21 protein-coding genes are annotated in these 25625 nt (G+C 72.6%); 15 read left to right on the top strand and 6 right to left on the bottom strand.

Going from position 1 to position 25625, the window contains the following annotated elements; all coding sequences use genetic code 11:
* Window positions 1–17: 17 nt before the first annotated feature.
* The gene (locus tag AB0I72_RS00990; RefSeq protein ID WP_358561195.1) at window positions 18–422 is read left to right on the top strand and encodes an MmcQ/YjbR family DNA-binding protein; all 405 of its coding nucleotides are present in this window, start codon (window positions 18–20) and stop codon (window positions 420–422) included.
* Here the strand turns inward: AB0I72_RS00990 and AB0I72_RS00985 are convergent.
* Window positions 317–1699, bottom strand: a complete 1383-nt coding sequence (locus tag AB0I72_RS00985; protein ID WP_358561192.1) for a transposase — start codon at window positions 1697–1699, stop codon at window positions 317–319. The genes AB0I72_RS00990 and AB0I72_RS00985 overlap by 106 nt on opposite strands.
* Window positions 1700–1882: 183 nt before the next feature.
* Here AB0I72_RS00985 and AB0I72_RS00980 point away from each other — a divergent pair, with 183 nt between their 5' ends.
* From AB0I72_RS00980 to AB0I72_RS00955, 6 genes are all read left to right on the top strand, one after another.
* Window positions 1883–4099, top strand: coding sequence for an ATP-dependent RecD-like DNA helicase (locus tag AB0I72_RS00980; RefSeq protein ID WP_358561189.1), 2217 nt, complete (start codon window positions 1883–1885; stop codon window positions 4097–4099).
* 231 nt (window positions 4100–4330) lie between these two features.
* On the top strand, window positions 4331–4750 hold the full coding sequence (locus tag AB0I72_RS00975) for a (deoxy)nucleoside triphosphate pyrophosphohydrolase (protein ID WP_358561187.1): 420 nt from the start codon (window positions 4331–4333) through the stop codon (window positions 4748–4750).
* A gap of 109 nt (window positions 4751–4859) precedes the next feature.
* Window positions 4860–6752 carry a translational GTPase TypA gene (gene typA / locus AB0I72_RS00970; protein ID WP_358561184.1) on the top strand — a complete coding sequence of 631 codons (1893 nt, stop codon included), beginning with the start codon at window positions 4860–4862 and terminating at the stop codon, window positions 6750–6752.
* A gap of 88 nt (window positions 6753–6840) precedes the next feature.
* Complete coding sequence (locus AB0I72_RS00965; RefSeq protein WP_358561181.1) at window positions 6841–7497, top strand: DUF6758 family protein; 657 nt, start codon at window positions 6841–6843, stop codon at window positions 7495–7497.
* A 33-nt stretch (window positions 7498–7530) separates the two neighbouring features.
* Window positions 7531–8406 carry a PHP domain-containing protein gene (locus AB0I72_RS00960; RefSeq protein WP_358561178.1) on the top strand — a complete coding sequence of 292 codons (876 nt, stop codon included), beginning with the start codon at window positions 7531–7533 and terminating at the stop codon, window positions 8404–8406.
* A 108-nt stretch (window positions 8407–8514) separates the two neighbouring features.
* Window positions 8515–9438 carry an MBL fold metallo-hydrolase gene (locus AB0I72_RS00955; protein WP_358561175.1) on the top strand — a complete coding sequence of 308 codons (924 nt, stop codon included), beginning with the start codon at window positions 8515–8517 and terminating at the stop codon, window positions 9436–9438.
* 49 nt (window positions 9439–9487) lie between these two features.
* Here AB0I72_RS00955 and AB0I72_RS00950 read toward each other — a convergent pair whose 3' ends face one another.
* Window positions 9488–10396 (bottom strand): alpha/beta hydrolase, encoded by a 909-nt coding sequence (locus AB0I72_RS00950; RefSeq protein WP_358561172.1) that lies wholly within the window; start codon window positions 10394–10396, stop codon window positions 9488–9490.
* A gap of 68 nt (window positions 10397–10464) precedes the next feature.
* Window positions 10465–11994 carry a DEAD/DEAH box helicase gene (locus AB0I72_RS00945; protein ID WP_358562770.1) on the bottom strand — a complete coding sequence of 510 codons (1530 nt, stop codon included), beginning with the start codon at window positions 11992–11994 and terminating at the stop codon, window positions 10465–10467.
* 588 nt (window positions 11995–12582) lie between these two features.
* Between AB0I72_RS00945 and AB0I72_RS00940 the strand changes: the two genes are divergently transcribed.
* The 3 genes from AB0I72_RS00940 to AB0I72_RS00930 all read left to right on the top strand — a co-directional run bounded on the left by AB0I72_RS00940 (window position 12583) and on the right by AB0I72_RS00930 (window position 14260).
* Window positions 12583–13278 carry a ferritin-like fold-containing protein gene (locus AB0I72_RS00940; protein ID WP_358561169.1) on the top strand — a complete coding sequence of 232 codons (696 nt, stop codon included), beginning with the start codon at window positions 12583–12585 and terminating at the stop codon, window positions 13276–13278.
* Between the two features lie 173 nt (window positions 13279–13451).
* Window positions 13452–13763 (top strand): DUF6401 family natural product biosynthesis protein, encoded by a 312-nt coding sequence (locus AB0I72_RS00935; RefSeq protein WP_358561166.1) that lies wholly within the window; start codon window positions 13452–13454, stop codon window positions 13761–13763.
* 254 nt (window positions 13764–14017) lie between these two features.
* On the top strand, window positions 14018–14260 hold the full coding sequence (locus AB0I72_RS00930; protein ID WP_358561163.1) for a hypothetical protein: 243 nt from the start codon (window positions 14018–14020) through the stop codon (window positions 14258–14260).
* Window positions 14261–14378: 118 nt separating this feature from the next.
* Here AB0I72_RS00930 and AB0I72_RS00925 read toward each other — a convergent pair whose 3' ends face one another.
* From AB0I72_RS00925 to AB0I72_RS00915, 3 genes are all read right to left on the bottom strand, one after another.
* The gene (locus AB0I72_RS00925) at window positions 14379–15164 is read right to left on the bottom strand and encodes a hypothetical protein (RefSeq protein WP_358561161.1); all 786 of its coding nucleotides are present in this window, start codon (window positions 15162–15164) and stop codon (window positions 14379–14381) included.
* 309 nt (window positions 15165–15473) lie between these two features.
* Window positions 15474–16121 carry a helix-turn-helix domain-containing protein gene (locus AB0I72_RS00920; protein WP_358561158.1) on the bottom strand — a complete coding sequence of 216 codons (648 nt, stop codon included), beginning with the start codon at window positions 16119–16121 and terminating at the stop codon, window positions 15474–15476.
* Window positions 16122–16276: 155 nt separating this feature from the next.
* Window positions 16277–16504, bottom strand: coding sequence for a hypothetical protein (locus AB0I72_RS00915; RefSeq protein WP_358561155.1), 228 nt, complete (start codon window positions 16502–16504; stop codon window positions 16277–16279).
* A gap of 283 nt (window positions 16505–16787) precedes the next feature.
* Here AB0I72_RS00915 and moeZ point away from each other — a divergent pair, with 283 nt between their 5' ends.
* The 5 genes from moeZ to AB0I72_RS00890 all read left to right on the top strand — a co-directional run bounded on the left by moeZ (window position 16788) and on the right by AB0I72_RS00890 (window position 25594).
* Entirely contained in the window at window positions 16788–17948 is a 1161-nt protein-coding gene (moeZ, locus tag AB0I72_RS00910) for an adenylyltransferase/sulfurtransferase MoeZ (RefSeq protein WP_358561152.1), read from the top strand.
* Window positions 17949–18121: 173 nt separating this feature from the next.
* Window positions 18122–18532, top strand: a complete 411-nt coding sequence (locus AB0I72_RS00905; protein ID WP_358561150.1) for an SPW repeat protein — start codon at window positions 18122–18124, stop codon at window positions 18530–18532.
* 77 nt (window positions 18533–18609) lie between these two features.
* Window positions 18610–18930 (top strand): MGMT family protein, encoded by a 321-nt coding sequence (locus AB0I72_RS00900; protein WP_358562768.1) that lies wholly within the window; start codon window positions 18610–18612, stop codon window positions 18928–18930.
* Between the two features lie 93 nt (window positions 18931–19023).
* Window positions 19024–22191, top strand: coding sequence for an ATP-dependent DNA helicase (locus AB0I72_RS00895; protein ID WP_358562766.1), 3168 nt, complete (start codon window positions 19024–19026; stop codon window positions 22189–22191).
* Window positions 22184–25594: a UvrD-helicase domain-containing protein gene (locus AB0I72_RS00890; RefSeq protein ID WP_358561147.1), complete on the top strand. Its 3411-nt coding sequence runs from the start codon at window positions 22184–22186 to the stop codon at window positions 25592–25594. Before AB0I72_RS00895 ends, AB0I72_RS00890 begins: the two co-directional genes overlap by 8 nt.
* Window positions 25595–25625: the final 31 nt, after the last annotated feature.

The following is a 25625-nucleotide window of genomic DNA, read 5'->3' as shown; positions in this document are numbered from 1 at the left end:
ACGTGAGAGGAGGGACCATGACCCCCGAGCAGTTCGTCGACGCCGCCCTGTGGTTTCCGGAGGCGTCCGAGTCCGAGCCCTTCGGCCCCGGGCCGCTGGTCTACAAGGTCGCCGGGCAGAAGGTGTTCGCCGTGCTCACGGAGCGCGACCAGGGCCCGGTCGCCAACCTCAAGTGCGACCCGGAGCTGGCCCTGGAGCTGCGCGACCAGTTCCCCGGGGTCACCCCCGGTTACCACATGAACAAGCGGCACTGGAACTCCGTGTCGCTGGACGGTTCGGTTCCCGACGACGAGGTCCTGGAGATGCTGAGACACTCCTACGTACTCGTCGCCCGGAGCCTGCGCCGGGCCGACGGGGACCGCGTGCTCGCCGTCCTGGGTGACGACGCCCCCGACCCCGGGGGAGCGCGCGACACCGTTTGACTGCTCCCCTCCCTGAAAGGAAGGGGATTCTCATCACCCTTCCCACCATGAGACCTGCGGGGATTCCTGGCCCAGGCCGCCCGAACGTCCAGCGGACGTTCGGGTCCTCTGCCCTCGACACCAGCCGGGGCCAGACCCGCCCGGACCAGCACCACGTGCGCGGAGTTCTTGTCCCGGGGACGCGAAACCCCGCACGCGGTGCAGGTGTAGGTTCTCTCCGACAACGGCAGGCGGTGCTTGGCCCTGGCACCACACCAGCCGCAGTCCATCGTCGTATACGCCGCACGCACCAGGCGCACGTCCCGGCCGTGCTTACGGCCCATCTCCATCAACGCCTGTTTGGTCGCGCCGATCGCCGCGTCGGCGGCCTTGCGCGCCATCGAGGACTTGGCGAGGAACTTGGGTTTGAAGTCCTCCACCGCGATCGAGTCATGGTCACGGACGACACGCTTGGCCCACTTACGGGCCCGATCCTGGCGCTGCCGGGCGACCTTCGCGTGCGCTTTGGCGGCCCGCTTCTTCGCTCGCTGGTAGCCCTTGGACGCCTTCTGTCCTTTGGGTGGCTTGCGGCGGGCCATCATCCGCTGGTACCGGGCCAGCTTGGCTTGGGCCTTCCTGCCGTGTTCGGTGTGCGGCAGGTCGTGCTCGTCCGAGGTGGTGGTCGCGGTCTCCCTGACGCCCCAGTCCACACCGATCACCCGCCCGGTGGAGGGCAGGGGCTCGGCCTGGGCCGGGACCACGAACGAGCAGTACCAGTGGCCCAGACCGTCGCGGTAGATCCGCACGCTCGACGGTTCGGCGGGAAGCTGGCGCGACCACACCACCCTCAGGGCGATGCCCCCGGCCAGGTGCAGGCGTCCGTCCCTGAGACGGAACCCGCGCCGGGTGTAGTTCAACGTCGCAGCGGCCTCGTGCTTCCTCTTGAAGCGGGGCATCCCCGCCCGCTGACGGACCGGTACCCGGTTCCTGATGTCCTTCAAGGCTTTGTTCCGGGCGGTGGCGAAGTCGCGGACGGTCTGCTGTTGGGGCACCGACCCGCCCTCGCGCAGCCACCCCCGGGCCGCACGCCACCCGGTCAGGAGTTTGTCCAAGTGGGCCGGGCCACACTCCTGTCCCGCCTGGTGCGCGGCGCGGGATTCGGCGACGCACTGGTTCCACACCCACCGGCACCGGTCCCACTCACCCGACAGAGCCCGGCGGGCGGTGGACGACACACGCAGCCGGAAGGTGTACCGGGCGTACCCGGCCTCCTCGGTCATGTGTGTTGGTGTCGTCACGATCGGCAAACTAGCGGGGACCCACGACGAAGAAGGGAGGATCCCCCACGTGTGTGAGTCAGATCACCACCAGTGCGGGTGGGCGACAACGGAGGCTCCGATTCCTCCCCGGCCTGAAGGCCGAGGCATCCTCGGAGGAAACTGGTGACCGCACCGTCCGACCGACCGGGAAGGGACGCTCCCGTGTCCGACAAGACCTTCCGGCCCGCCGTCGTCCAGGGTGTCCTGGAACGGATCACCTACGTCAACGAGGACAACGGGTACACCGTCGCCAAGGTCGACACCGGACACGGGCCGCACGACCTCCTCACCGTCGTGGGCGCGCTCGCGGGAGTCCAGCCCGGCGAGGCGGTGCGGATGCGGGGCCGCTGGGGCTCCCACCCCCAGTACGGCCGCCAGTTCCAGGTGGAGGACTACACCACCGTCCTGCCCGCCACCGTGCAGGGCATCCGCCGCTACCTCGGCTCCGGGCTGATCAAGGGGATCGGCCCGAAGATGGCCGAGCGCATCGTCGACCACTTCGGCACCGACGCCCTGGACGTCATCGAGGACGACCCCGAGCGGCTCATCGAGGTTCCCGGACTCGGGCCCAAGCGCACCCGGCTCATCGCGGACGCCTGGGAGGAGCAGAAGGCGATCAAGGAGGTCATGGTCTTCCTCCAGGGGGTGGAGGTGACCACCTCGCTGGCCGTGCGCATCTACAAGAAGTACGGGGACGCGTCCATCAACGTCGTCCAGAAGGAGCCCTACCGGCTGGCGTCGGACGTGTGGGGGATCGGGTTCAAGACCGCGGACACCATCGCCCAGGCGGTCGGGATCCCGCACGACAGTCCGCAGCGGGTCATGGCGGGCATCCAGTTCACCCTGTCCGAGTCGACCGGCGACGGGCACTGCTACCTGCCCGAGGAACGGCTGATCTCGGCCGCCGTGAAGATCCTCGGCGTGGAGGCCGGGCTGGTGATCGAGTGCCTCCAGCAGCTGGTCGCCGACGAGGGCGTGGCCCGCGAGACCGTCCCCGGCCCCGAGGACGAGCCGGTGCGCGCGGTCTACCTCCTGCCGATGCACCGGGCCGAGATCGGACTCGCCTCGGGCCTGCGCTCCCTCCTGGACCACCCCGTGGACCGGCTCTCCGCCTTCTCCGACGTGGACTGGGACGTGGCCCTGGGCTGGCTGCGCGAGCGCACCCACGTCGACCTCGCCGACGCGCAGCGCGAGGCCGTGCGCACGGCGCTCACCCGGAAGGTGTGCGTGCTCACCGGCGGCCCCGGGTGCGGCAAGTCGTTCACCGTCTCCTCCGTGGTCACGCTGGCGGCGGCCAAGCACGCCAGGATCGTCCTCGCCGCGCCCACCGGTCGCGCGGCCAAGCGGCTGACCGAGCTCACCGGCGTGGACGCCTCCACCGTCCACCGCCTGCTCGAACTGCGTCCCGGCGGCGACGCCGCCTACGACCGCGACAACCCCCTCGACTGCGACCTGCTCGTGGTCGACGAGGCGTCCATGCTCGACCTCGTCCTGGCCAACAAGCTGGTCAAGGCGGTGCCGCCCGGCGCGCACGTGCTCTTCGTCGGCGACGTCGACCAGCTGCCCTCCGTCGGCGCCGGGCAGGTGCTCCGCGACCTCCTCGCCGAGGGCTCGCCCATCCCCAGCGTCCGCCTGACCCACGTGTTCCGGCAGGCCCAGCAGTCCGGCGTGGTCACCAACGCCCACCGCGTCAACACCGGTGAACAGCCCGAGCTCCAGGGGATGACCGACTTCTTCCTCTTCGCCTGCGACGACGCGGAGCGGGCGGCCGAGCTCACCGTCGACGTCGTCGCCCGCCGCATCCCCCGCAGGTTCGGCCTCGACCCCCGCCGCGATGTCCAGGTGCTCACCCCGATGAAGGGCGGACCGGCCGGGTCCGGGCAGCTCAACACCGCCCTGCAGGCCGCGGTGACACCGCCGGGGGAGGGCGTGCCCGAACGCCGCTTCGGCGGACGCGTCTTCCGGGTCGGCGACAAGGTCACGCAGATCCGCAACAACTACGAGAAGGGCGCGAACGGCGTCTTCAACGGGACGCTGGGCGTGGTCACCGGCATCGACGCCGTCGCCCAGGAGGTGGCCGTGCGCACCGACGAGGACGAGGAGATCGCCTACGACTTCGCCGAACTCGACGAGCTTGCGCACGCCTACGCCATCACGGTGCACCGCTCCCAGGGCAGCGAGTACCCGTGCGTGGTGGTGCCGGTCACCACCAGCGCGTGGATGATGCTCCAGCGCAACCTGCTCTACACCGCCATCACCCGGGCCAAGAAGCTCGTGGTCCTGGTCGGTTCCCGGCGTGCCCTCGCCCAGGCCGTGCGCAACGCCTCCTCCGGTCACCGGTACACCGCCCTGGCCCACCGGCTGGGCAGTGTTGTTTAGGGCCTCCGCTTCGCTTCGGCCCGTGTTCGGGCGCCCCAAGGCCAGGGATGCTTCCTCCTCGGCCACGCCCGCCCGTCGCCCTCCACCACCCTCAACGGACGCCTCCGGCGCGGTCTCGACTCAAGCTCGTTCCTCGCTAGCGGCTCGCCTCGTCGTGCAGCACCCTGGCGGCGCCCGAACGGCAACCCCCAGGGGTGCCGGTCCCAGGAATAGGCCATAGGCTGGTTGACCGTGCGAGAGACCCTGATCGTCGTCGGCGCCGCCATCATCCGTGACGGCCGCGTCCTGGCCGCGCAGCGCGCCGAACCCGCCGCCCTGCGCGGTCGGTGGGAGTTCCCCGGCGGCAAGGTCGACGACGGCGAGTCGGCGGTCGAGGCGCTCACCCGCGAGTGCCGGGAGGAACTCGGCGTCACCGTCCGGCCCCTGCACCCGATCGGCTCCGACGCCCCCTTCCCCGCCCCCTCCGCGGCCCGCGCGCGCGACGCCGTGCTGCGGCTGTGGCGGGTCGAACTGGTCGAGGGCGAGCCCGAACCGCTGGAACACCTGTCCCTGCGCTGGCTCTCCGCCGCCGACCTGCGCGCCGTCGACTGGCTGCCCGCGGACGTCCCCTTCCTCGACCCGCTCGCACCGCTGCTGGCAGACCCATCGTGACCGGGCTGACCTGCACGTTTCCCCACCAGACATCTGTTACCGCATAAACTGGCAACGGGCCGTGGCACTCTGCGGTCTCTACCCAGTACCAGGAGATCGAGACTTTCCCATGTCCAGCGCCATGCCCGTCGAGGGCTCCGCACGCCGCAGCGACATCCGCAACGTCGCCATCGTCGCCCACGTGGACCACGGCAAGACGACCCTCGTCGACGCCATGCTCTGGCAGTCCGGTGTGTTCCGTGAGAACCAGGACGTCGACGACCGCGTGATGGACTCCAACGACCTGGAGCGCGAGAAGGGCATCACCATTCTCGCGAAGAACACGGCCGTCCACTACACCACGCCCGAGGGCGAGGACGTGGTCATCAACATCATCGACACCCCCGGCCACGCCGACTTCGGCGGCGAGGTCGAGCGCGGTCTGTCGATGGTCGACGGCGTCGTCCTGCTCGTGGACGCCAGCGAGGGCCCGCTGCCGCAGACCCGCTTCGTGCTCCGCAAGGCCCTGGCCGCCAAGCTTCCCGTCATCCTCGTCATCAACAAGGTCGACCGGCCCGACAGCCGGATCGCCGAGGTCGTGGACGACACCTACGAGCTGTTCATGGACCTGGACGCGGACGAGTCGCAGATCGAGTTCCCGATCATCTACACCTGCGCCCGCGACGGCAAGGCCTCCCTGGAGCGCCCCGAGAACGGCCAGGTGCCCGACAACGACAACCTCGTCCCGCTGTTCACCACCATCCTGGACACCATCCCGGCGCCCGAGTACACGCCCGGCGCGCCCCTCCAGGCCCACGTCACCAACCTGGACGCCTCCCCGTTCCTGGGCCGTCTGGCGCTGGTGCGCGTCCAGCAGGGCGAGCTGCGCAAGGGCCAGCAGGTCGCGTGGATCCGCGCTGACGGCACCACCCAGCAGGTCAAGATCACCGAGCTGCTCATGACCGACGGCCTGGAGCGCCAGCCCGCCGAGAAGGCCGGGCCCGGCGACATCGCCGCCATCGCCGGTATCCCCGACATCATGATCGGCGAGACCCTCGCCGACCCCGAGGACCCGCGCCCGCTGCCGCTGATCACGGTGGACGAGCCCGCCATCTCCATGACCATCGGCACCAACACCTCGCCGCTGGTCGGCAAGGTCAAGGGCGCCAAGGTCACCGCCCGCCTGGTCAAGGACCGGCTGGACCGCGAGCTCATCGGCAACGTGTCGCTGCGCGTGCTGCCCACCGAGCGCCCCGACGCCTGGGAGGTACAGGGCCGCGGTGAGCTGGCGCTGGCCATCCTGGTCGAGCAGATGCGCCGCGAGGGCTACGAGCTCACCGTCGGCAAGCCGCAGGTGGTCACCCGCGTGATCGACGGCAAGACGCACGAGCCGGTCGAGCGCCTCACGGTGGACGCCCCCGAGGAGTTCATGGGCGCCATCACCCAGCTGCTCAGCGTCCGTAAGGGCCGCATGGAGAACATGGTCAACCACGGCACCGGCTGGGTGCGCATGGACTGGCTGGTCCCCTCCCGCGGCCTCATCGGGTTCCGCACCGAGTTCCTCACCGAGACCCGGGGCACCGGCATCGCCCACCACGTCTTCGAGAAGTTCGAGCCGTGGTTCGGCGAGCTGCGCACCCGTCCCAACGGCTCCCTGGTCGCCGACCGCGCCGGGGTCGCCGTGGCGTTCGCGATGTTCAACCTCCAGGAGCGCGGCACGCTGTTCGTCGAGCCGACCACCGAGGTGTACGAGGGCATGGTCGTGGGCGAGAACTCGCGCTCCGACGACATGGACGTGAACATCACCAAGGAGAAGAAGCTCACCAACATGCGCTCGGCCACCGGCGACGAGCTCGTGCGCCTGGTGCCGCCGCGCCGTCTGTCCCTGGAGCAGGCCCTGGAGTTCTGCCGCGAGGACGAGTGCGTGGAGGTCACCCCGGAGAACGTGCGCATCCGCAAGGTCGTCCTCGACCAGAAGGAGCGCGCCCGGATGACCGCGCACAAGAAGCGCCAGCAGCAGTAGGCTCTGGATCCTCCGCGAGGGCGGCCGGTGACTCCGGCCGCCCTCGGTGCGTTTCTCGGCAGGTCAGGGGGGTAGACCGCATAGAGCGATGAAGTCGGAGCCCTCGTGTCCTCGATGCGGGCGCTCGGTCCAGCCTCCGGGGCTGTGGACCAGCGCCTGGCAGTGTGACGTCCACGGCCCGGTGGCGCCCCTCCAGGGGGTCAGAGCCCCCGGGGTGAGCAGCCTCGACGCCCTGCTTCCCCAGGCGCGCGTACCGGTCTGGGTACCGTGGCCCCTGCCCACCGGGTGGGTGGTCACCGGGTTCGCGGAGGCGGGCGACGAACGCAGCGGAGTGGTGGCCGCCGCGGTCGCCCTCTCCGGACCCAACCCGCTCGGCGGGATCGGCGAGGTCGCCATCGTGGCCGAGGACCCGGGCGTGGGCCTCGGCGCGCGACTGTCCGGGCTGGAGGGGCCCGACCCGGGCGACGGGTTCGACTCCTCGGCCGCCGACGCCAAGGTCCGCTTCGACGGCCACGAGATCGCCCTGTGGAACCTCGACGTCGGCCGCGACCGGGCGGTCTACGCGGGTGAGGCGCTCGCCCACTGGCTGTGGTTCGTGTTCGCCTCACCGGACACCGCGATCCTCATGTGCGAGATCAACGCACTCCGGGACCTGCGCGACATCAAGGACGGCGGCGTCGCCTTCGAGCCGCCGTTCGGGGCGCTCAGCCCCTTCCTCACCAGGGGCCTGGCCCCCCAGGCCTGACCTCCGACGACCGCGTCTGACTACAATCGCCCGGTGACCCGAATCGACCTGCACTCCCACAGCTCCGTCTCCGACGGGACCGACACGCCCGCCGAGGTCCTCGGGTACGCGGTGGCCGCCGGTCTCGACGTCCTCGCCCTGACCGACCACGACACGGTCGGCGGGATCGCGGAGGCGGCCGAGCACGTGCCGCCGGGCTTCACCCTCGTCCCCGGGATGGAGCTCTCCTGCGCCCACGCCGGTTCCAGCGTCCACCTGGTGTCCTACCTGTTCGACCCCGAGGACGCCGGGCTGGCCGCCGAGCTGCGCCGGGTGCGCTCCGACCGCGCCTCGCGCGCGGAGGAGATGGTGGCCAAGCTGCGCGCGCTCGGCGTCGACGTCACCTGGGAACGGGTCCTGCGCATCGCCGGGGCGGGCCACGACGAGTACGCCGACGCCAGCACGATCGGCCGACCCCACCTGGCGCGCGCGATCGTGGAGGCGGGCGCGGCCCGCGACGTCCAGGACGCCTTCGACCGGTGGATCGGGTCGGGCGGCCCCGCCTACGCGGCGCGCTACGCCCTCGACCCGGTCCGCGCCGTGCGGCTGGTGCGGGCGGCGGGCGGCGTCTGCTCCCTGGCCCACCCGGCGCGGGCCGAGGGCGCACTCAACGGGGCGGTCCCGATCGACCTCGTCGAACGCATGGTGGCCGCCGGTCTGGGCGGGATCGAGGCCGACCACCCCTCGCACAACCGGGCGCAGACCAAGGTGTGGCGGGGCGTTGCGGCCGACCTGGGCGTGGTGGTCACCGGCTCCAGCGACGACCACGGGAGCCTGACCGGTCACCGGCTGGGCTGCCGTACCACGGCGCCGGAGGCCTTCGAGGAACTCGTGGCCCCCGCGACCGGCGCCGCACTGATCCGAGGATGACCCGCGTGCCCGGCCTGCGCGTTCGATACGGTACGGACCACTGCCGCAGGGCGCGACAATGGTCGCGGAGAACTACCCGAACTTGGACGATTCGAAAGGTCTGACGCCGTGTTCTGGAAGCGGAAGCCGAAGAAGCAGGACGGCCAGGAGGCCGCCGACTCCGCTGCGGAGGTGGCGGTGGAGGTCGAGGAGGCCGAGGACACGGCGACGACCTCGGACGACAAGGACGAGCGGGACTCCGCCGCGGAGGCCGGGAAGGCCGAGGAGCAGGAGAAGGACGCGGAGGAGACCGAGGCCTCCGACGAGGACACCCGGGAGGCCGAGGAGTCCGAGGAGAAGGAGTCCGAGGACGAGGCTCCCGCCGACATCTTCGCCGACGACTCCGAGGAGGTCGGCGTGACCGGCCCCGACGACGACGGCATCACGCGCGTGCGCACCAAGGGCACGTTCGAGTTCGACGACGAGACCTACGAGATCGTCAGCAACACCTGGATCGTGGACGCCGACGACGAGGGCGTCGTCGTCATCGACCCCGGGCACGACCCCGAGGCGATCCTCAAGGCCGTCGGCGAGCGCGAGATCTACCTCGTGGCCTGCACCAACGGCTACACCCCCCACATCGAGGGCGCGCTCCGGGTCGCCGAGGAGGCGGAGACGGACATCGCCCTGCACCCGCGCGAGATGCGCGCCTGGCGTCGCCGCCACGGCGCCGAGCACCGTCCCGAGATCGAGGTCGAGGGCCAGGGCGCCTTCGACATCGGCGACCTGCACATCGACGTCCTGGCGCTGCCCGGGACCTCGCCCGGCACCGTCGGCTACTACATCAGCCAGCTCGGCGTGGTCTTCAGCGGCGACACCGTGCGCAAGGGCGAGCCCGGCATGGTCGGCAACACCTACATCGACTACACGACGCAGCTCGCCTCCATCGGCGAGGCCCTGCTGTCGCTGCCGCCGACCACCCGCATCCTGCCCGACCGCGGCCCGGCCACCACGTCGGGCGCGGAGAGCGCCAACTTCGACGCCTGGGTCTGACCCGGCCGGTTCCGTCCGCCGCGCCGCTCAGGCGGCGCGGCGGACGCCCCTAGCGGCGGCCCACGGACTCCGTCTCGTTCCAGAACGAGGTGAGCGCGCTCGACGTGGTCTCCGGGGCCTCCACGTTGGGGGAGTGCCCGGCGCCGGGCACGACCAGGCGCTCGGCGTCGAGCCGCCGTGCCATCTCGGCCTGCTCGTCCGTCGACCAGGTGTCGTCGTTCTCGCCGTACAGCACCAGGACGGGCAGGTCCAGGGCGGCCAGTTCGTCCACCCGGTCGGCCGTGCCCAGCAGGTCCTCGGCGGTGCGCATGAGGCCCGTCGCGCTGCTCGACAGCAGCCGTCGGCGCAGGAAGTCGTGGATACGCGGATCCTCGGTGCGCTGCCACGCCTCGGAGTCGAACTGCTCGTCCCACAGCTCCCGCAGGCGCTCGGTGGAGGGGTCCATGGACAGCGCGGCGATGAGGTTGCGGGTGCCGGACGCCCGGTCGCCCTCCAACGCGCCGGGGCCGCTGCACATGAGCGTGAGCGAGGCCAGGGGCACGCGTTCGGACAGTGCTGTCTCCCGGACCACCAGCCCGCCGAAGGAGTGCCCGACGAGGTGGACGGGGGATCCCTGGCCGACCTCGCGGACGACCTCGGCGACGACCGCGCCGAGGGAGGAGAGCCGGTAGTCGGGGAGCTGGACGTCCGGAGGCGCGGTCAGCGTCTCCGGACCGGGTGACTCGTAGGTCCCGGGCAGGTCGATCGCGACCACCTCCCGGCCGACCTGCGCCAGGCTCTGGAGGAGGGCGATGAAGTCCTCCTTGCTGCCGGTGAAGCCGTGCACCAGGACGGCGGGCGCCAGTTCGGCGCCGCCGGAGGTCGGCAGCGCGCGCAGGGCCGCCACCGGGCCGTGGGACAGGTGCAGGTCCACCCGCCGCACACCGGGCGGCGGGTCGAGGAACGTCGGTGTACTCACGTCGGGCAACCCTAGGGCATCCCCGCCCACCCGTCCGCCACCTGGGCGGACGGCAGACGGTCACGGGATCAGGTGTTCTCCGGGTCCCGGCGTGCGGCGCTGGCGCCACCGCGCGTACGGCGGCGACGGCGGACCCGCTTGGCGCCCTCCTCGCCGGAGGACTGCGCGGTGGAGCGGGCGGGCGCGCTGGCCGCCTTCTCGGCGGTGGCGTTCTCGGCGGGCGTCACGGTCGTGCCGCCGCGGGTACGGCGGCGCGGACGCCTCCGGCTCCGGCCCTCGCCGCGCGAGCCCTCGCTACGGCCTCCCTCGCCACGGTTTCCCTCGCCGCGGCCACGGCGTCCGCCGCGCTCGGCACGGGGACCGCCGGTGTCGCCGATGTCCTCGACCTCCTCGGCCTCCAGACCGGCGTGCGTGCGCTTCTCGACCGCCAGCTTGCCCTTGGTCCCCGCGGGGATCTTGAGCGCGCCGAAGAAGTGCTCGGAGGTGGAGTAGGTCTCCTCGGGGTCCGGGAACGGCAGGTCCAGGGCGGCGTTGATGAGCTTCCACCGCGGCATCTCCTGCCAGTCCACGAAGGTGACGGCGGTGCCGCTGCGCCCGGCCCGGCCGGTGCGGCCGATCCGGTGGGTGTAGGTCTTCTCGTCCTCGGGCGTCTCGTAGTTGACGACGTGCGTGACGTCGTCGACGTCCAGGCCCCGGGCGGCCACGTCGGTGGCCACCAGGATGTTGATCTTGCCGTTGCGGAACGCCCGCAGAGCGCGCTCGCGCTGGCTCTGGCCCAGGTCGCCGTGGACGGCCGCGGCGGCGAACCCGCGCGCCTTCAGGTCGGTGGCGACGCGGTCGCAGGTCCGCTTGGTCTGGCAGAAGACCATGCTCTGACCGTGGCCCTCGGCCTGGAGCAGGCGGGCCAGCATCTCGATCTTGTCCATCTGGTGCGTGCGGAACGCGTGCTGGGCGATCCGGCCGGTGATGGAGGAGCCGTCGATCTCGTCGTCGTCGCTGGCGCGCACGTGGGTGGGCCGGGTCAGGTACTTGCGGGAGAGGGCGACGATCTCGCTCGGCATGGTGGCCGAGAAGAGCATGGTCTGGCGCTCGGACGGGGTTCTGGTGAGGATGCGCTCGATGTCGGGGAGGAACCCGAGGTCGAGCATCTTGTCGGCCTCGTCCAGGACCACGGCCGCGACCTGGTCCAGCCGCAGGTGCTTCTGGTTCTCCAGGTCCAGCAGGCGGCCGGGGGTGCCGACGACGACGTCCGCGCCCTCCTTGAGGCCGTTGATCTGCGGCTCGTAGGAACGGCCGCCGTAGACGGTGAGGATGCGCAGGCCGTTGCGCTTGCTGGCGGTGGTCAGGTCCGCGGCCACCTGGATGGCCAGTTCACGGGTGGGGACCACGACGAGGGCGCGGGGGCGCTTGGCCGAACCGGGCTCCGCCTGGGCCCGCTGGAGCAGCGGGAGGCCGAAGGCGAGGGTCTTGCCGGTACCGGTGCGGGCTTGGCCGATGATGTCGTTGCCGCTCAGGGCGATCGGGAGGGCCAGCTCCTGGATGAGGAAGGGTTCGACGATCCCCTCCGCCTCCAGCGCGTCGACGATCTCGGCGCTCAGGCCGAGATCGCGGAAGGTCATTCGGGACTGTGTGGTCTGTGGTGTGCTGCTCAGGGCTCAAGCCTCCATCTTGGCGGGCCGAGGCGTTGGCGTGGCCGCGGCGCGGTGCGGTCGCGGGCGGCTTCTGGCCGCCGCGTGGGGCGCGGCTCACCGCTGCTCCACCTTCCGGTGGGCGGCGCGGTGGCGCTGCCGTTTGGATCGGCGCGGTTCGGGCCGTACCCGTCCGCGTACCGGCTCCATCCGCAGTTCTGTCGTGTACGAGGGGTCTGTCCCCGCGTGTGAGGGGCGCTTCGAGGGCCGCTGTGTTCCAGACCGGCACCGATCGCCGCGCCGTGGTGGCCGGGTGACCGTCCCCGAAGGGGCGAGGGCTGGTCTGGTCGTCTGCACACGCCGGTCATCACGCAGAGTCTAGCTGGTGCCCCGCCCGGTGGACGTAACGGTTCGCCGGGCTGTGGACGGCCGGGGACCTACCCGTTCCCAGCCGGTGCAACCGTGGTCGCGGCGTGTTTAGTCCCCGGACGGGCCGACGGGCGGGTGCGGGAGGTCCCCCGTTCGGTCCGCGCGCGACCGGGCGCTACGCTGACGGGCATGACGCAAGGCCCTTCTGCCGACCCCGGGGTGATCGACCTCCTCGGGCTGCTCGCCTACGCCGAACTCGGCTCCTTCTTCCGGCTCGCCGACGACGCGGGGCTCGCCCCGACCCTGCGCGCGAAGGGCCAGCTGGCCGCCCTCGCCGCCACGGAGCAGGCGCACTACCAGGCGCTCCGCGACCGCCTGGAGGAGCTCGGCGCCGACCCCGAGGAGGCCATGGCGCCGTTCGTCGCGCCGCTGGACGCCTGGACGGAGCGCACCGAGCCGAAGAGCTGGCTGGAGAGCCTGGTCAAGACCTACGTCGGCGACGGCATCGCCGGGGACTTCTACGCCCGCGTCGCCGGGCTGGCCGACGACGAGACCCGCGTCCTGATCGAGGGCGTGCTCGCCGAGACCGGCCGCGCCGAGTTCGTCGCCGAGACCGTGCGCGGCGCGCTGGAGGAGGACCCCAAGCTCGCGGGACGCCTGGCCCTGTGGGCGCGGCGCCTGGTCGGCGAGGCCCTGAGCCAGGCGCAGGCCGTGGCCGTGCGGCGTCCCGAACTCGCCACACTGCTGGCCGGGGGCGCCGAGGGCGAGGAGCGGCGTTCGTCGAAGTCCTCCGGCACGGGCGATCTGGCGGCCGTCAGTAGGATGTTCGCCTCACTGACCGAGGGGCACGCCGGGCGTCTGCGCGCGATGGGGCTGGCGGACTAGCCCCGCCGTCCGCCGGATCCGGAAGGATCCACGGATTCCCGGGACCGCCGTGGGGACGGCGTTCCGGGTGGTCGGACCGGGGTCGTCTCCAACACTTTCATGACGATTCCTTGGTGAATGCACGTATAGTCGATGACGTCTCCCGTCTCCTGACCACGCGAGTAGGTACTTCCATGCCCCGTGGGACCTCCCTGCGCCACCCGCTGGCCGGACTCACCCGTGACTTCCACAAGATCGGTCCGCTCGACGCCGACGTCGAGCCCGGCATGGCCGCTGAGCTGGACCAGCACGCCGCGGAGGTGTGCGCGGCGATCACCTCGTCCGGCCGCGCGCTCAGCGCCCGCAGCCTCGGCACGTACCTGCACGGTTTCCTCGACGGGTGCCTGGAGCGCGGCTGGGACTCCGAGGCGGTCGAGTACGACTGGGAGACCCTCCGCGTCCTCGCGATCTGCCGCCTGGCCAAGGAACGGGGCTTCGTCCGCTAGGTTGGTGGCATCCGCGGGCGGTCGCGGACGCGATCATGCTCGCTGCGACCGGGCCCACCCGTTCTCCAGCGAAAACCCGGAGCTCGGCGTACGCTGAAGATAGCCGGTGACGATCAGAGGCCGATGTGCGGCCCCGTCGCCGAGGCTGGTCCAGGGCCCCGCGGAAGGCAACGTGGGATGCGCGGTACCGGTCCGGAGGGACCGGGCGCCGCGACTGGCGGAGCGGCCCGCAGAGCCGCGAGAAAGGAATCCGAATGAGGAGCGGTCGGCATGGGGCGGCGCGTCCACCGGTCGGCGTCCTGATCCAACAGGATCGCGTCGACTTCGCGCTGTTCGCACTGATCATCGTCGTCGCGCTGGTCTCGATGGTCCTCACCGGGCCGGGCAGCGCGGTCTTCTGGCTGGCGTTCGTTCCGGTCATCGCCACGGGCGTCCTCGCGTTCCGGAGGATCGAGCACCTGTCGCGCCTGGAACTGCGCGACTCCGAGCTGCTCTGAGCCCGCGCGCCGGTCCTGCGGCGCCCGGGCACGACGCGAGGGCGGGGTCTGACGGCCCCGCCCCCTACCTGCATCCCTTTCCTCCGGCCGATGACGCGGCCGCAGGTCTCGCGCGCGGCTACCGGGTGGCCTCACCGCCGCCGCGCTGTCCGGGGGTCGCCTTCGCCTCCTCCGCGCCCTTCTCCTTCTCGGCGGGGCGCCTCATCGCCGCCTCGCGGCCGGCCTCGTAGCTGGGGCCCTCGCCCATCTGGCGCGTCTCGCGCTCGACCACGTCCAGCCACCGCGACCAGCGCGACTGCATCGGCCGGATCATGCCGCCGCCGACACCGACGACGAGGATGCCGCCGACCGTGGCCAGCGCCGCGATGAGGACCGGCATGGTGACGGTCAGCGCCACGCCCATCTGGTTCAGCGCGGCGATCACACCGAGCGCCAGGATGGCCACCGCCGCCACGTTGGCCAGGAGACGGCCGTACGAGAGGCCACCGAGCGCCCCGCTGATGAGGTCGCGGACGGCCTTGGCCAGCATTCCGGCCACGACGAGGATCACCAGTGCCACGATGCCGTGCGGGATCCAGGCGATGACGTCGTTGAGCAGGAGACTGATCGGGTTCGGTCCGAAGACGTTGAACGCCAGCGTGAGGACGAACAGGACGCCGACGTAGTAGATGATCTTCCCGCACAGCTCACTGGCGCTCCAGCGGCTGCGGTCGAAGTACTGGCCCACGCCGCCGCGGTGCAGCGCGCGGTCGAGGCCCACGGAGTGCAGACCCCGCGCGACGCCCTTGCCCAGGACCCAGGCGACGAACCAGCCCACCACGAGGATCACGAGGAACCCGACCAGCAACGGCACGAAGGTCGCCACCGCCTCCCAGGCCGCGGTCATGCCCTGACCAATGTCCATAACGCCTTCACCCCCGAATCGCGTCGACCGCCGGGGCACGGAGATCGCCCGGACGGGTACGGCGGAACAAGTGCCGTACGTCTCATGTCCGCGATACCCGACCTTCGGGAATTGAACCTTTTGCCCGCCTTGTCAGGGTGGGCTTGACCTTTTCCTGGAATTCCTTGACCAAAGAGTGGGCGACGCGTCGAAGCGGGGCGTGGACAATCCGTTTCCCGGTATTTCGGGGATTCCTCCCGACGGGAAAGGAGAACCCCCGGGCGCGCGTTCGGCGCGCCCGGGGGCGAGGTCGTCCCGGTCCGTCCGGTGTCAGTCCTCGGAGCGCTCGCCCCGGTCCTGGCGGTGCAGGTCCCAACCGCTGATCCCGCGCCAGGCGAGGCGGGCGACGAGCAGTTCGGCGGCGTCCTTGGGGAGCTCGCCGTAGTTGTTGAGCCAGTACCGCGCGCTGGTCTCGGCCATGCCGACCAGCCCGATGCTCAGCAGCCGGGCCTCCTCGTCGGAGATGCTGGTGTCCTGGCGGATCACCTCTCCGATCAGCTCGGCGCAGCGCTGGAAGGTCTGCTCGCTCTTCTCGCGCACGGCGGGCAGGTTGCGCAGGTCGGATTCGAAGACCAGCCGGAACGCCTCGCCGTCGCCCGCGACGAAGTCGAAGTAGGCCCGGAAGCTCGCGATCACGCGCTGGCGGTTGTCGTCCGTGCTCTCCAGCGCCTCGCGCTGCTTCTCGACCAGTGCCTCGGAGTGCTCCTCCAACAGGGCCAGGTAGAGCTCCAGCTTGCCTGGGAAGTGCTGGTACAGGACCGGCTTGCTGACCCCCGCGCGCTCGGCGATCTCGTCCATGGCCGCGGCGTGGTAGCCGCGGGCGACGAAGACCTCCTGAGCCGCGGCCAGGAGCTGGCGTCGGCGCCTGACCCGGGGCAAGCGGGTACCCCGGGCGCGGGCGTCTGAAGGAGCTGTCACACCCACACCCTCCGAATTCGGCATGGCAGATGCACGCCAGTACCGAACATCTGCGTGGCTAGTTCTGCCCGACGCGACCACGTGTCGCGCCCCACAGGCTTCCCCTCATCTTACTCCGGCGTAGGTTCGCTGTGGGCGGTCGGTCGCGAGCCCGGTCACCGGTGCTCCTCCTCCTCGTCGGTGCCCAGCTCACGCAGCTGTTCGACCACGTCCCCCTCGCTGGCCTGGTCCAGGGACCGGCCGGCGGGTTTCTCCAGCCAGTGGTCGTTCGCCTCCTCGACGGTCACCGCGCTCTGCTCCGCCGCGTCGGCCTCGGGCACCTCCGCCGGCGGGTCCTCCTCGATCTCGGGGCGTCGCTTCCCGGAACGCTTCTGTGCTGCCACGGGATCCTCCCGGCGTCGTCGCTGCGCGTACAGACGACACTACCCGCCCCGGGGCCGCCGAGGAGGGAGGCCGAGGCGGCGAACTCGCAGGCGGCACGGGGTGGCGCGGGTACGTTGGAGAGCGGGCGACGGGGTGTGGCCCAGGCCTCCCCGGGGTGGGAATGGGAAACCCCACCCGTTAGGTTGGGTATAAGTGCAAGCATGCTCCGCGCCCCGCCCCCTCGGCCGGACGCCCTCCGGTCCGGGCGGTGCGGAGCCACCTGAACAGACATGAGGAGTCACCGTGTCGCTGCCGCCGCTGGTGGAACCAGCTGACGAGCTGACCGTGGACGAGGTGCGCCGTTACTCGCGTCACCTGATCATCCCCGACGTGGGCATGGACGGGCAGAAGCGCCTGAAGAACGCCAAGGTCCTGGTCGTCGGCGCCGGCGGTCTGGGTTCCCCGGCACTGCTCTACCTCGCCGCGGCGGGTGTGGGCACGCTCGGCATCATCGACTTCGACGTCGTGGACGAGTCCAACCTCCAGCGCCAGATCATCCACGGTCAGAGCGACGTCGACCGCCCCAAGGCCGAGTCCGCCCGGGACAGCATCAAGGAGGTGAACCCGAACGTCGAGGTCGTCCTGCACCAGGAGCGCCTGGAGTCGGACAACGCGTTGGACATCTTCGCCGGGTACGACCTGATCCTGGACGGCACGGACAACTTCGCCACCCGCTACCTGGTCAACGACGCCTGCGTGCTGCTGAACAAGCCGTACGTGTGGGGCTCGATCTACCGCTTCGACGGCCAGGTCAGCGTCTTCTGGAACGAGTACGGGCCGCAGTACCGCGACCTCTACCCCGAGCCGCCGCCGCCCGGGATGGTCCCGTCCTGCGCCGAGGGCGGCGTGCTGGGCGTCCTGTGCGCGTCCATCGGCTCCGTCATGGTGAACGAGGCGATCAAGCTGATCACCGGTATCGGTGAGCCGCTGGTCGGCCGTCTGCTCATCTTCGACGCCCTGGAGATGACCTGGCGCGAGGTGAAGGTCCGCAAGGACCCCGACACCGAGCCGGTCACCGAGCTCATCGACTACGAGGCGTTCTGCGGCGTGGTCTCGGATGAGGCCGCCGAGGCCGCCGCCGGTTCCACCATCACCGCGGGCGAGCTCAAGGACCTGCTGGACAAGGACGAGGACGTCTTCCTCGTCGACGTCCGCGAGCAGAACGAGTACGAGATCGTCAACATCCCGGGCGCGGTCCTCATCCCCAAGGGCGAGTTCCTCAACGGGAAGGCCTTCGAGCGGCTTCCGCAGGACCGGCGCATCGTCCTGCACTGCAAGTCGGGCGCGCGTTCGGCCGAGGCGCTGGCGGCGGTCAAGGCCGCCGGCTTCACCGACGCCGTGCACGTCGGCGGCGGTGTGCTCGCCTGGATCAACCAGGTCGACCCGAGCCTGCCCGTCTACTGACCGGCGGCCCCGAGCGCGAGGGGCGGCGGAACCGGGTCCCTTCCGGCTCCGCCGCCCCTTCGCCGTCGTCCACAACCTCGGACCGGCGTCGTCTCTCCGCTCCGAGTGGGTAGAACCCCCACGAGGGCCGCCGCCGACTCCACCAGGGCGGCCCGCCGCTGGGAGGTGGCGTGATGCGAGAGAAGGGACGCTGGGCCGACTGGGTGGCCGTCGCCGTCGGTCTGGCCCTCGGAGTGAGCTGGATGTGGCACGGCATGCTCGGCTGGTCCGGCGGGCTGATGTTCGTGTTCGGACTGGTCGTGGTCATGGCCTCGGTCATCTCCCTGACCCGGCCGGGGGCGGTGTCCGGGGAGATCGCGGCGCTGGTCGTGGGTCTGCTGACGTTCGCGCTGCCGTGGCTCCTGGAGTTCACCGACCAGCCCCTCGCCGCGTGGAGCGCCTGGGTGCTCGGGGCGGCGATCGCGCTGCTGGGGGTCTACGGGCTGGTGATGGCCACCCGGACCCGCCGACGCGACCCGGAACTCGCCTGGACCGTGCACCGCAACGAGATCCCCGGGAGACCGGCGGGCAGAACCGGAGCCTGAGCGGCCCGGAGCGGTGCCGGGGTGACCCGCCGAACCCCGGTCCTCCGGGGCCCCGCCGCAGTAGGCTCTGCGGTGTGCTGGACGACGACCCCCACGAAGGCCCCGACGACTACGCCGAGGAGGTCCTCGCCGTGGTCGAACGCATCCCGCCCGGCAGGGTGATGTCCTACGGCGACATCGCCGAGTACGTCGGCCGGGGCGGCCCCCGCCAGGTCGGCTCCGTCATGTCCACCTGGGGCGGCGGCGTCCCCTGGTGGCGTGTCGTGCGCTCGGACGGCCGCCCGGCCTCCGGCCACGAGGTGCGTGCCCTGTCCCACTACGCGGCCGAGGCGACCCCCATGCGCCCCGGCGGCGACCGCGTGGACATGCGCCGGGGCCGGTGGGACGGGCACGGCTGAGCCCCGTGGGGAGCACGGCCGCCCACGGTGTGTCCGAGAAGGTCCCCGACCTCTGGTGAACTGGTGCTCGTGGACCATGCCCGATACCGACTCGTGCGGCGCGCCAACCAGGCGCAGCCGCCACCGGTGCTGGACGGGAACCAGCGGCGCGTGGTCGAGCACGCGGGCGGTCCCCTGCTCGTGTTGGCCGGTCCCGGCACCGGGAAGACCACCACCATCGTCGAGGCCGTCGTCGACCGCATCGACAACCGGGGCGTCGACCCCTCCCGCGTCCTCGTGCTCACGTTCAGCCGCAAGGCCGCCCAGGAACTGCGCGAACGGATCACCGCCCGGCTGCGCCGCACCACGCGCGAACCCCTCGCGCTCACCTTCCACAGCTACGCCTACGCCCTGATCCGCCGCGAGTTCCAGCGGATGGGCGACCTGCCGCCGCGCCTGCTGTCCGGACCCGAGCAGCTGATGGAGGTGCGCGAACTGCTCTCCGGGGAGGCCCGGGACGGCGGCGAGGCCTGGCCCGAGCGGCTGCGCCCGGCGCTGGAGACGCGCGGCTTCGCCGAGGAGCTGCGCGACTTCCTCATGCGCGCCCAGGAGCGCGGCCTGGGACCGGCCGAGCTGGACCGGCTCGGCCGTGAGCGCGGAAGGGACGACTGGGTGGCGGCCGCCGGGTTCCTGGAGCGCTACACCGGCCGGTTCGACATCGCGCCCGTGCCCACGCTCAACTACGCCGAACTCGTCCGCGTCGCCGCCAACATGCTCGCCGACCCCGGAGTCCAGGAGCGCGAGCGCGCGGCCCGCGAGGTCGTGTTCGTCGACGAGTACCAGGACACCGACCCCGCCCAGGAGGAGCTGCTGCGCGCCCTGGCGGGGGACGGTCGCGACCTCGTCGCGGTCGGCGACCCCGACCAGTCCATCTACGCGTTCCGCGGCGCCGAGGTCGACAACATCCTGGAGTTTCCCCGCCGCTTCCGCGCCGCGGACCGCTCCGAGGCGCCCGTCGTCGCGCTGCGCACCTGCCGCCGCAGCGGCTCCGCGCTGCTGTCCGCCTCCCGGGGGCTGACCCGGCGCCTGCCCGCCGTCGCGTCGGCGGGCGGGCACGTCAACGAGCACCGCGACCTGACGCCGGGGGAGAACGTCCCGGAGGGCGCCGTCCAGGTCCTCATGGCCGACAGCGGCGCCCAGGAGGCGGCGGTCATCGCCGACACCCTGCGCCGGGCGCACCTGGTCGACGGCGTGCCCTGGTCGGACATGGCGGTCCTCGTGCGCTCCGCCACCCGCCAGCTGCCGGTCCTGCGCCGCGCCCTGACCGCCGCGTCGGTCCCCGTGGCCGTGGGCGCGGACGACCTGCCCGTGGCCGCCGAACCGATCGTCCGGCCGCTGCTCGCGCTCATCCGCTACGGCCTGTCCCCGGACGAGCTCGACGACGACACCGCCCGCGCGCTGCTCACCAGCCCGTTCGGCGAGGCCGACACCGTCCGGCTGCGGCGGCTCGTGCGGGCCCTGCGCCGCCTCGACCTGGACCGGGCGGCCGCCGCCAGGGCCGACCGCGACGCGACCGCCCCGGACACCGCGGGCGGCTCCGACGACGGCTACCGTCCCGCCTCCCGCCTGCTCGTGGACGCCCTGCGCGACCCCCGCGAACTGGCCCTGGTCGACCCCGGCGTCGCCGCGCCCGCCCTGCGCGTGGCCGAGGCCCTGGCCACCGTCCGGACGCTGACCGACCAGGGCGCCGACGCCGAGCAGGTCCTGTGGCGGCTGTGGCGCGACAGCGGTCTCGCCGACCGCCTCCTGCGCGCCAGCCAGGCGGGCGGCCGCCGGGGCGCCGCCGCCGACCGCGACCTGGACGCCGTGGTGGCCCTCTTCGAGAGCGCCGCCCGCTACTGCGACCGCCTGCCCCCCGGCGCCCCGGCCGGATTCCTGGAGGACCTCGCCGCCCAGGAGATTCCCGGGGACAGCCTCGCCGAGCGCGCTCCCGAGGGCGAGGCGGTGCGCATCCTCACCGCCCACCGCTCCAAGGGCCTGGAGTGGGGGCTGGTCGTGGTGGCCGGGGCGCAGGAGGGTGAGTGGCCCGACCTGCGACTGCGCGGATCGCTGCTCGGGGTCGAGGAGCTCGTCGACGCCGACGTCCACTCCGCCGACACCTCCGGCGCGGCCCTGGCCTCCAAGCTCCTGGACGAGGAACGCCGCCTGTTCTACGTCGCCCTCACCCGCGCCCGGCACACCCTGGTCGTCACCGCCGTGGGCGGCGAGGACACCGACGAGCGCCCCTCGCGGTTCCTCAACGAGATGGGCGTGGGCGACCCCGAGCCGGTCAGCACCGGCCGCCGCTGGCTGTCCCTGCCCGCGCTCGTCGCGGACCTGCGCTCGGTGGTCACCGACCCCTCCGCCCCCGAGCCGCTGCGCGAGGCCGCCGCCGCCCACCTGGCTCGCCTGGCCGAGGAGGGCGTGCGCGGCGCCGACCCGGCCGAGTGGTACGCCCTCACCCCCTTCACCGACGACGGCCCGCTGGCGGGGGAGGAGGACACCATCCGCGTCTCCCCGTCCCAGGTGGAGAGCTTCACCAACTGCCAGCTGCGGTGGCTGCTCGAACGCGCCGCCGGGGCCTCCTCCGGCGACTCCGCCTCCGCGCTGGGCACGGTCGTGCACGCCGTCGCGGTCCTGGTCGCGCACGGCGCCTCCCCGGACGAGATCCGCGAACGCATGGACGAGATCTGGTCCGACCTCGACTTCGGCGGCCCCTGGCAGGCGGCCAAGCAGCGCGAGCGCGCCGACGAGATGGTCGGCAAACTCCTGGACTGGGACGCCGCCAACGACCGCGAGCTGGTCGTCACCGAGGAGGGCTTCCGCGTGGACGTCGGCGGCATCGAGATCACCGGGCGCGTGGACCGCCTCGAACGCGACGACCGGGGCCGCGCGGTCGTCGTCGACATCAAGACCGGCCGGAACAAGGCCGAGGACCTGGCCCGCCACCCCCAGCTCGGCGTCTACCAGATGGCCGTGCTCAAGGGCGCCTTCGCCAAGCTCGGCCTCACCGAACCCGGCGGCGCCGCCCTCGTCCAGGTCGGCGAGAAGACCAGGAAGTGGCGCGAACAGCCCCAGCCCCCGCTGGGCGAGGACCCCGACCCCGAGTGGGCCGGGACGCTGGTGCGCGAGGTCGCCGCCGGGATGGGCGGCGCCCGCTTCACCGCCACACGCAACAAGGGCTGCAACGCGTGCGCCGTGCGCGCCTGCTGTCCCGTCCAGGACGAGGGACGCCATGTCTAGACCCCGCACCGACCCCTCCGACGCCCCGCCGACGTTCCCCCGTCTGACCCCCGCCGAACTGGCCCGGCTGCTCGGCCAGCCCGAACCCACCGCCGAGCAGTCCGAGGTCGTCTCCGCGCCCTTGGAACCGGGCGTGGTCATCGCGGGCGCGGGGTCGGGCAAGAGCGAGACCATGGCCGCCCGCGTCGTGTGGCTGGTCGCCAACGGGCACGTGCGCCCGGAACAGGTGCTCGGCCTGACCTTCACCCGCAAGGCCACCGCCGAGCTGGCCGAGCGCGTCCGCAAGCGCCTCGACCAGCTGCGCGCCACCGAGCAGCTGCCCTCGGAGGTGCTCGACGGCGAGCCGACCGTGTCCACCTACAACGCCTACGCCGGGCGGATCGTCGCCGACCACGCCCTGCGCGAGGCGGTCGAGCCCACCGCCCGCCTGCTCAGCGAGGGGCAGTCCTGGCAGCTGGCCGCGCGGATCGTCGGCGAGTACGACGGGCCGATGGACCGCATCACCGTCGGGGCGGACACCGTCACCCAGCGGGTCCTGCACCTGTCCGGGGAGATCGCCGACCACCTGACCACCACCGACCGCGTGCGCGGGATCGGCCGGTGGATCCAGGCCGAGGTCGACGCGATGACCCGCAAGGCCACCAGGGAGACCCGCGACCTGGTCGACGCCCAGCGCCGCCGCGAACAGCTCCTGCCGCTCGTGGACCGGTACAACCACGCCAAGCACGTCCGCGAGGCGATGGACTTCGGCGACCAGATGGCCCTGGCCGCGCGCATCGCGGAGAACCACCCCGAGGTCGGCCTCATCGAACGCGGCCGGTTCCGCGTGGTCCTCCTCGACGAGTACCAGGACACCAGCCACGCCCAGCTCGTGCTGCTGCGGTCCCTGTTCGGGGAGGGGCACCCGGTCACCGCCGTCGGCGACCCCTGCCAGTCCATCTACGGCTGGCGGGGCGCGATCGCCGCCAACCTCACCCGCTTCCCCACCGACTTCCCGGTCTCCCCCGGCCGGCCCGCCCCCGTGCGCCGCCTGTCCACCAGCTTCCGCAACGGCGAACGCGTGCTGGGCGTGGCCGAGCGGATCGCCGAGCCGCTGCGCGCCGAGGCCGCCGAGGTCCCCGTCCTCCACCCGGGTCCGGCCCGCCGGGGGCGCGGCACCGCCCTGACCGCGCTCTTCCCGACGGAGACCGAGGAGGCCGCGTGGATCGCCGAGCAGGTGCACAGCCTCGTCCACGCCCGACCGGGTGAGCCGGGCGACACGCACACCGCCCCCGACTTCCTGCCGTGGCCGGACGGCGAGTCGGGCGGCGGCGAGGACGGCGGGGTCAGTCCGGGCGACGTCGCCGTGCTGTGCCGCAAGCGCGCCCAGTTCCCGCCGCTGCGCGAGGCCCTGGAGGCGCGCGGGATCCCCGTCGAGGTGGTCGGGCTCGGCGGGCTCATGCTCGTCCCCGAGGTGCGCGACATCATCGCCACCCTGCGCGTGGTGCACGACGCGTCGGCGGGCAACGAGCTGGCCCGCCTGCTCACCGGACCCCGGTGGCGGCTGGGCCCGCGCGACCTCGCCGCGCTGGGCGCCCGCGCCGCCGAACTCGCGCGGCACACCAGACGCGACCTGACCGCCCCCGCACCGGAGGAGGAGCAAGAGGAGGACATCCTGCGGCGCACGGTCCTGGACCTGACCGCCGAGAGCGGCAGCCTCGTGGACGCCGTGGACGACCCCGGACCCGCCGAGCACTACTCCGAGGCCGCCTACGCACGCCTGGGCCGCCTCGCCGAGGAGCTGCGGTCGCTGCGCACACTGGTCGGCCAGCCCCTGCCGGACCTGGTCACCGAGGTCGAGCGGATGCTCGGCCTGGACATCGAGGTGGGCGCCCGCACCGGCCGCGACCCGCTGTCGGCCCGCGCCGACCTGGACGCCTTCGTCGACCACGCGGTCCGCTTCGTGGGCAACAGCGAGGACCCCACCCTGGGCGGCTTCCTCGGCTACCTCAACGCCGCCGAGGAGAACGAGAGCGGTCTGGCGCCCGGCGAGCGGGTCGGGGGGTCGGACAGCGTCAAGCTCATGACCGTGCACGGGGCCAAGGGGCTCCAGTGGCCGGTGGTGATCGTGCCCGGACTGTGCGCGGGCCAGAGGTCACCGCTGTTCCCGGCCAGGGCACGCGACGCACTGGCCTGGGTCAAGGGCGACCACCTGCTCCCGTACCCGCTGCGCGGCGACCGCGCGAGCCTGCCCACCCTGGCGGGCGTGGCCAAGGAGGACATCGCCGACTTCAAGGCGGCCGAGGAGGCGCGCCACCTCATGGAGGAGCGCCGCCTGGCGTACGTGGCGGTGACCCGCGCGTCCTTCGCGCTGCTGTGCACCGGCCACTGGTGGGGGCGTACCGGCGGCACGCCGCGCGGCCCGTCGGTGTTCCTGGAGGAGGTCCGCGAGGCGTGCGAGGCGGGCGCCGGGTCGGTCGTGGCCTGGGCGCCGCCGCCGGACCCGGAGGAGACCAACCCGCACGACGACGAGGAGCACGCCGCCGTGTGGCCCCCGGCGCACGCCGAGGGCGCCGCCGCCCCCGAGGGGGCCGCCGGGTCGACCCGCGAGGCGGCCGACGCCCGGCGCGCGGAGGTCCTGGCGGGCGCCGCGCTGGTCGAGCGCGCCCGGGCCCGGCTCCGGGCGGGGGAGACGAGCGCCGAACCGGCCCCGTCCGGCCTGCGCCGCCGACTCCAGGGGTGGGAGCGCGACACCGAACTCCTGCTCGCCCACCGCCGGACCGCGGCGGCCGGGCCGGGGGAGGGGCCGGTCGAGGTCGAGCTGCCCGCCCACCTGTCCGTGTCCTCCATGGTGTGGCTGGCCCGCGACCCCTCCGCCCTGGCGCGGCGGATCCGCCGCCCCCTGCCCCGGCCGCCCGCGCCGCACACCCGGCGCGGAACGGCCTTCCATACCTGGCTGGAGCAGCGGTTCGGCCGCGACATCGCGCTCCTGGACGAGCTGCCGGGGGCCGCCGACGAGACCGCCGGAGAGGACGAGGACCTGGCCGAGCTCCAGCGCCGCTTCGAGGAGAGCGAGTGGGGCGCGCGGGTCCCGGCCGAGGTCGAGGTGCCGTTCGAGACGGTCATCGGCGACCGCCTCATCCGGGGGCGCATGGACGCGGTCTTCCACGACCCCGAGACCGGGCGCTACGACGTCGTCGACTGGAAGACCGGCCGCCCGCCCACCACCGAGGTCGAGCGCCGTGCCGTCGGCGTGCAGCTGGCCGCCTACCGGCTGGCCTGGGCCGACCTCGCCGACGTGAAGCTCGGCGAGGTCCGCGCCGCGTTCCACTACGTCCGCGCCGGGGAGACGGTCCGCCCCGCCGACCTGCTCGACGCGGAGGGGCTGGCCGCGCTCATCGCCTCGGTCCCCGAACCGGGGTGAGGGCACCGCCACGCCGGTCCGGCTCCGCCCG

The sequence above is a fragment of the Nocardiopsis sp. NPDC049922 genome (assembly GCF_040660275.1).
GTDB lineage: Bacteria > Actinomycetota > Actinomycetes > Streptosporangiales > Streptosporangiaceae > Nocardiopsis.
Note: the sequence above shows the minus strand (reverse complement) of the source record. Positions and strands in the feature narration are given on the sequence as shown.

What these genes read in the sequence shown, in the direction of transcription:
- AB0I72_RS00990 (WP_358561195.1), top strand. Translation starts at nt 18, where the DNA reads ATGACCCCCGAGCAGTTCGTCGACGCCGCCCTGTGGTTTCCGGAGGCG.
- typA (WP_358561184.1), top strand. Translation starts at nt 4,860, where the DNA reads ATGTCCAGCGCCATGCCCGTCGAGGGCTCCGCACGCCGCAGCGACATC.
- AB0I72_RS00965 (WP_358561181.1), top strand. Translation starts at nt 6,841, where the DNA reads ATGAAGTCGGAGCCCTCGTGTCCTCGATGCGGGCGCTCGGTCCAGCCT.
- AB0I72_RS00940 (WP_358561169.1), top strand. Translation starts at nt 12,583, where the DNA reads ATGACGCAAGGCCCTTCTGCCGACCCCGGGGTGATCGACCTCCTCGGG.
- AB0I72_RS00935 (WP_358561166.1), top strand. Translation starts at nt 13,452, where the DNA reads ATGCCCCGTGGGACCTCCCTGCGCCACCCGCTGGCCGGACTCACCCGT.
- AB0I72_RS00930 (WP_358561163.1), top strand. Translation starts at nt 14,018, where the DNA reads ATGAGGAGCGGTCGGCATGGGGCGGCGCGTCCACCGGTCGGCGTCCTG.
- AB0I72_RS00925 (WP_358561161.1), bottom strand. Translation starts at nt 15,164, where the DNA reads ATGGACATTGGTCAGGGCATGACCGCGGCCTGGGAGGCGGTGGCGACC.
- AB0I72_RS00905 (WP_358561150.1), top strand. Translation starts at nt 18,122, where the DNA reads ATGCGAGAGAAGGGACGCTGGGCCGACTGGGTGGCCGTCGCCGTCGGT.
- AB0I72_RS00890 (WP_358561147.1), top strand. Translation starts at nt 22,184, where the DNA reads ATGTCTAGACCCCGCACCGACCCCTCCGACGCCCCGCCGACGTTCCCC.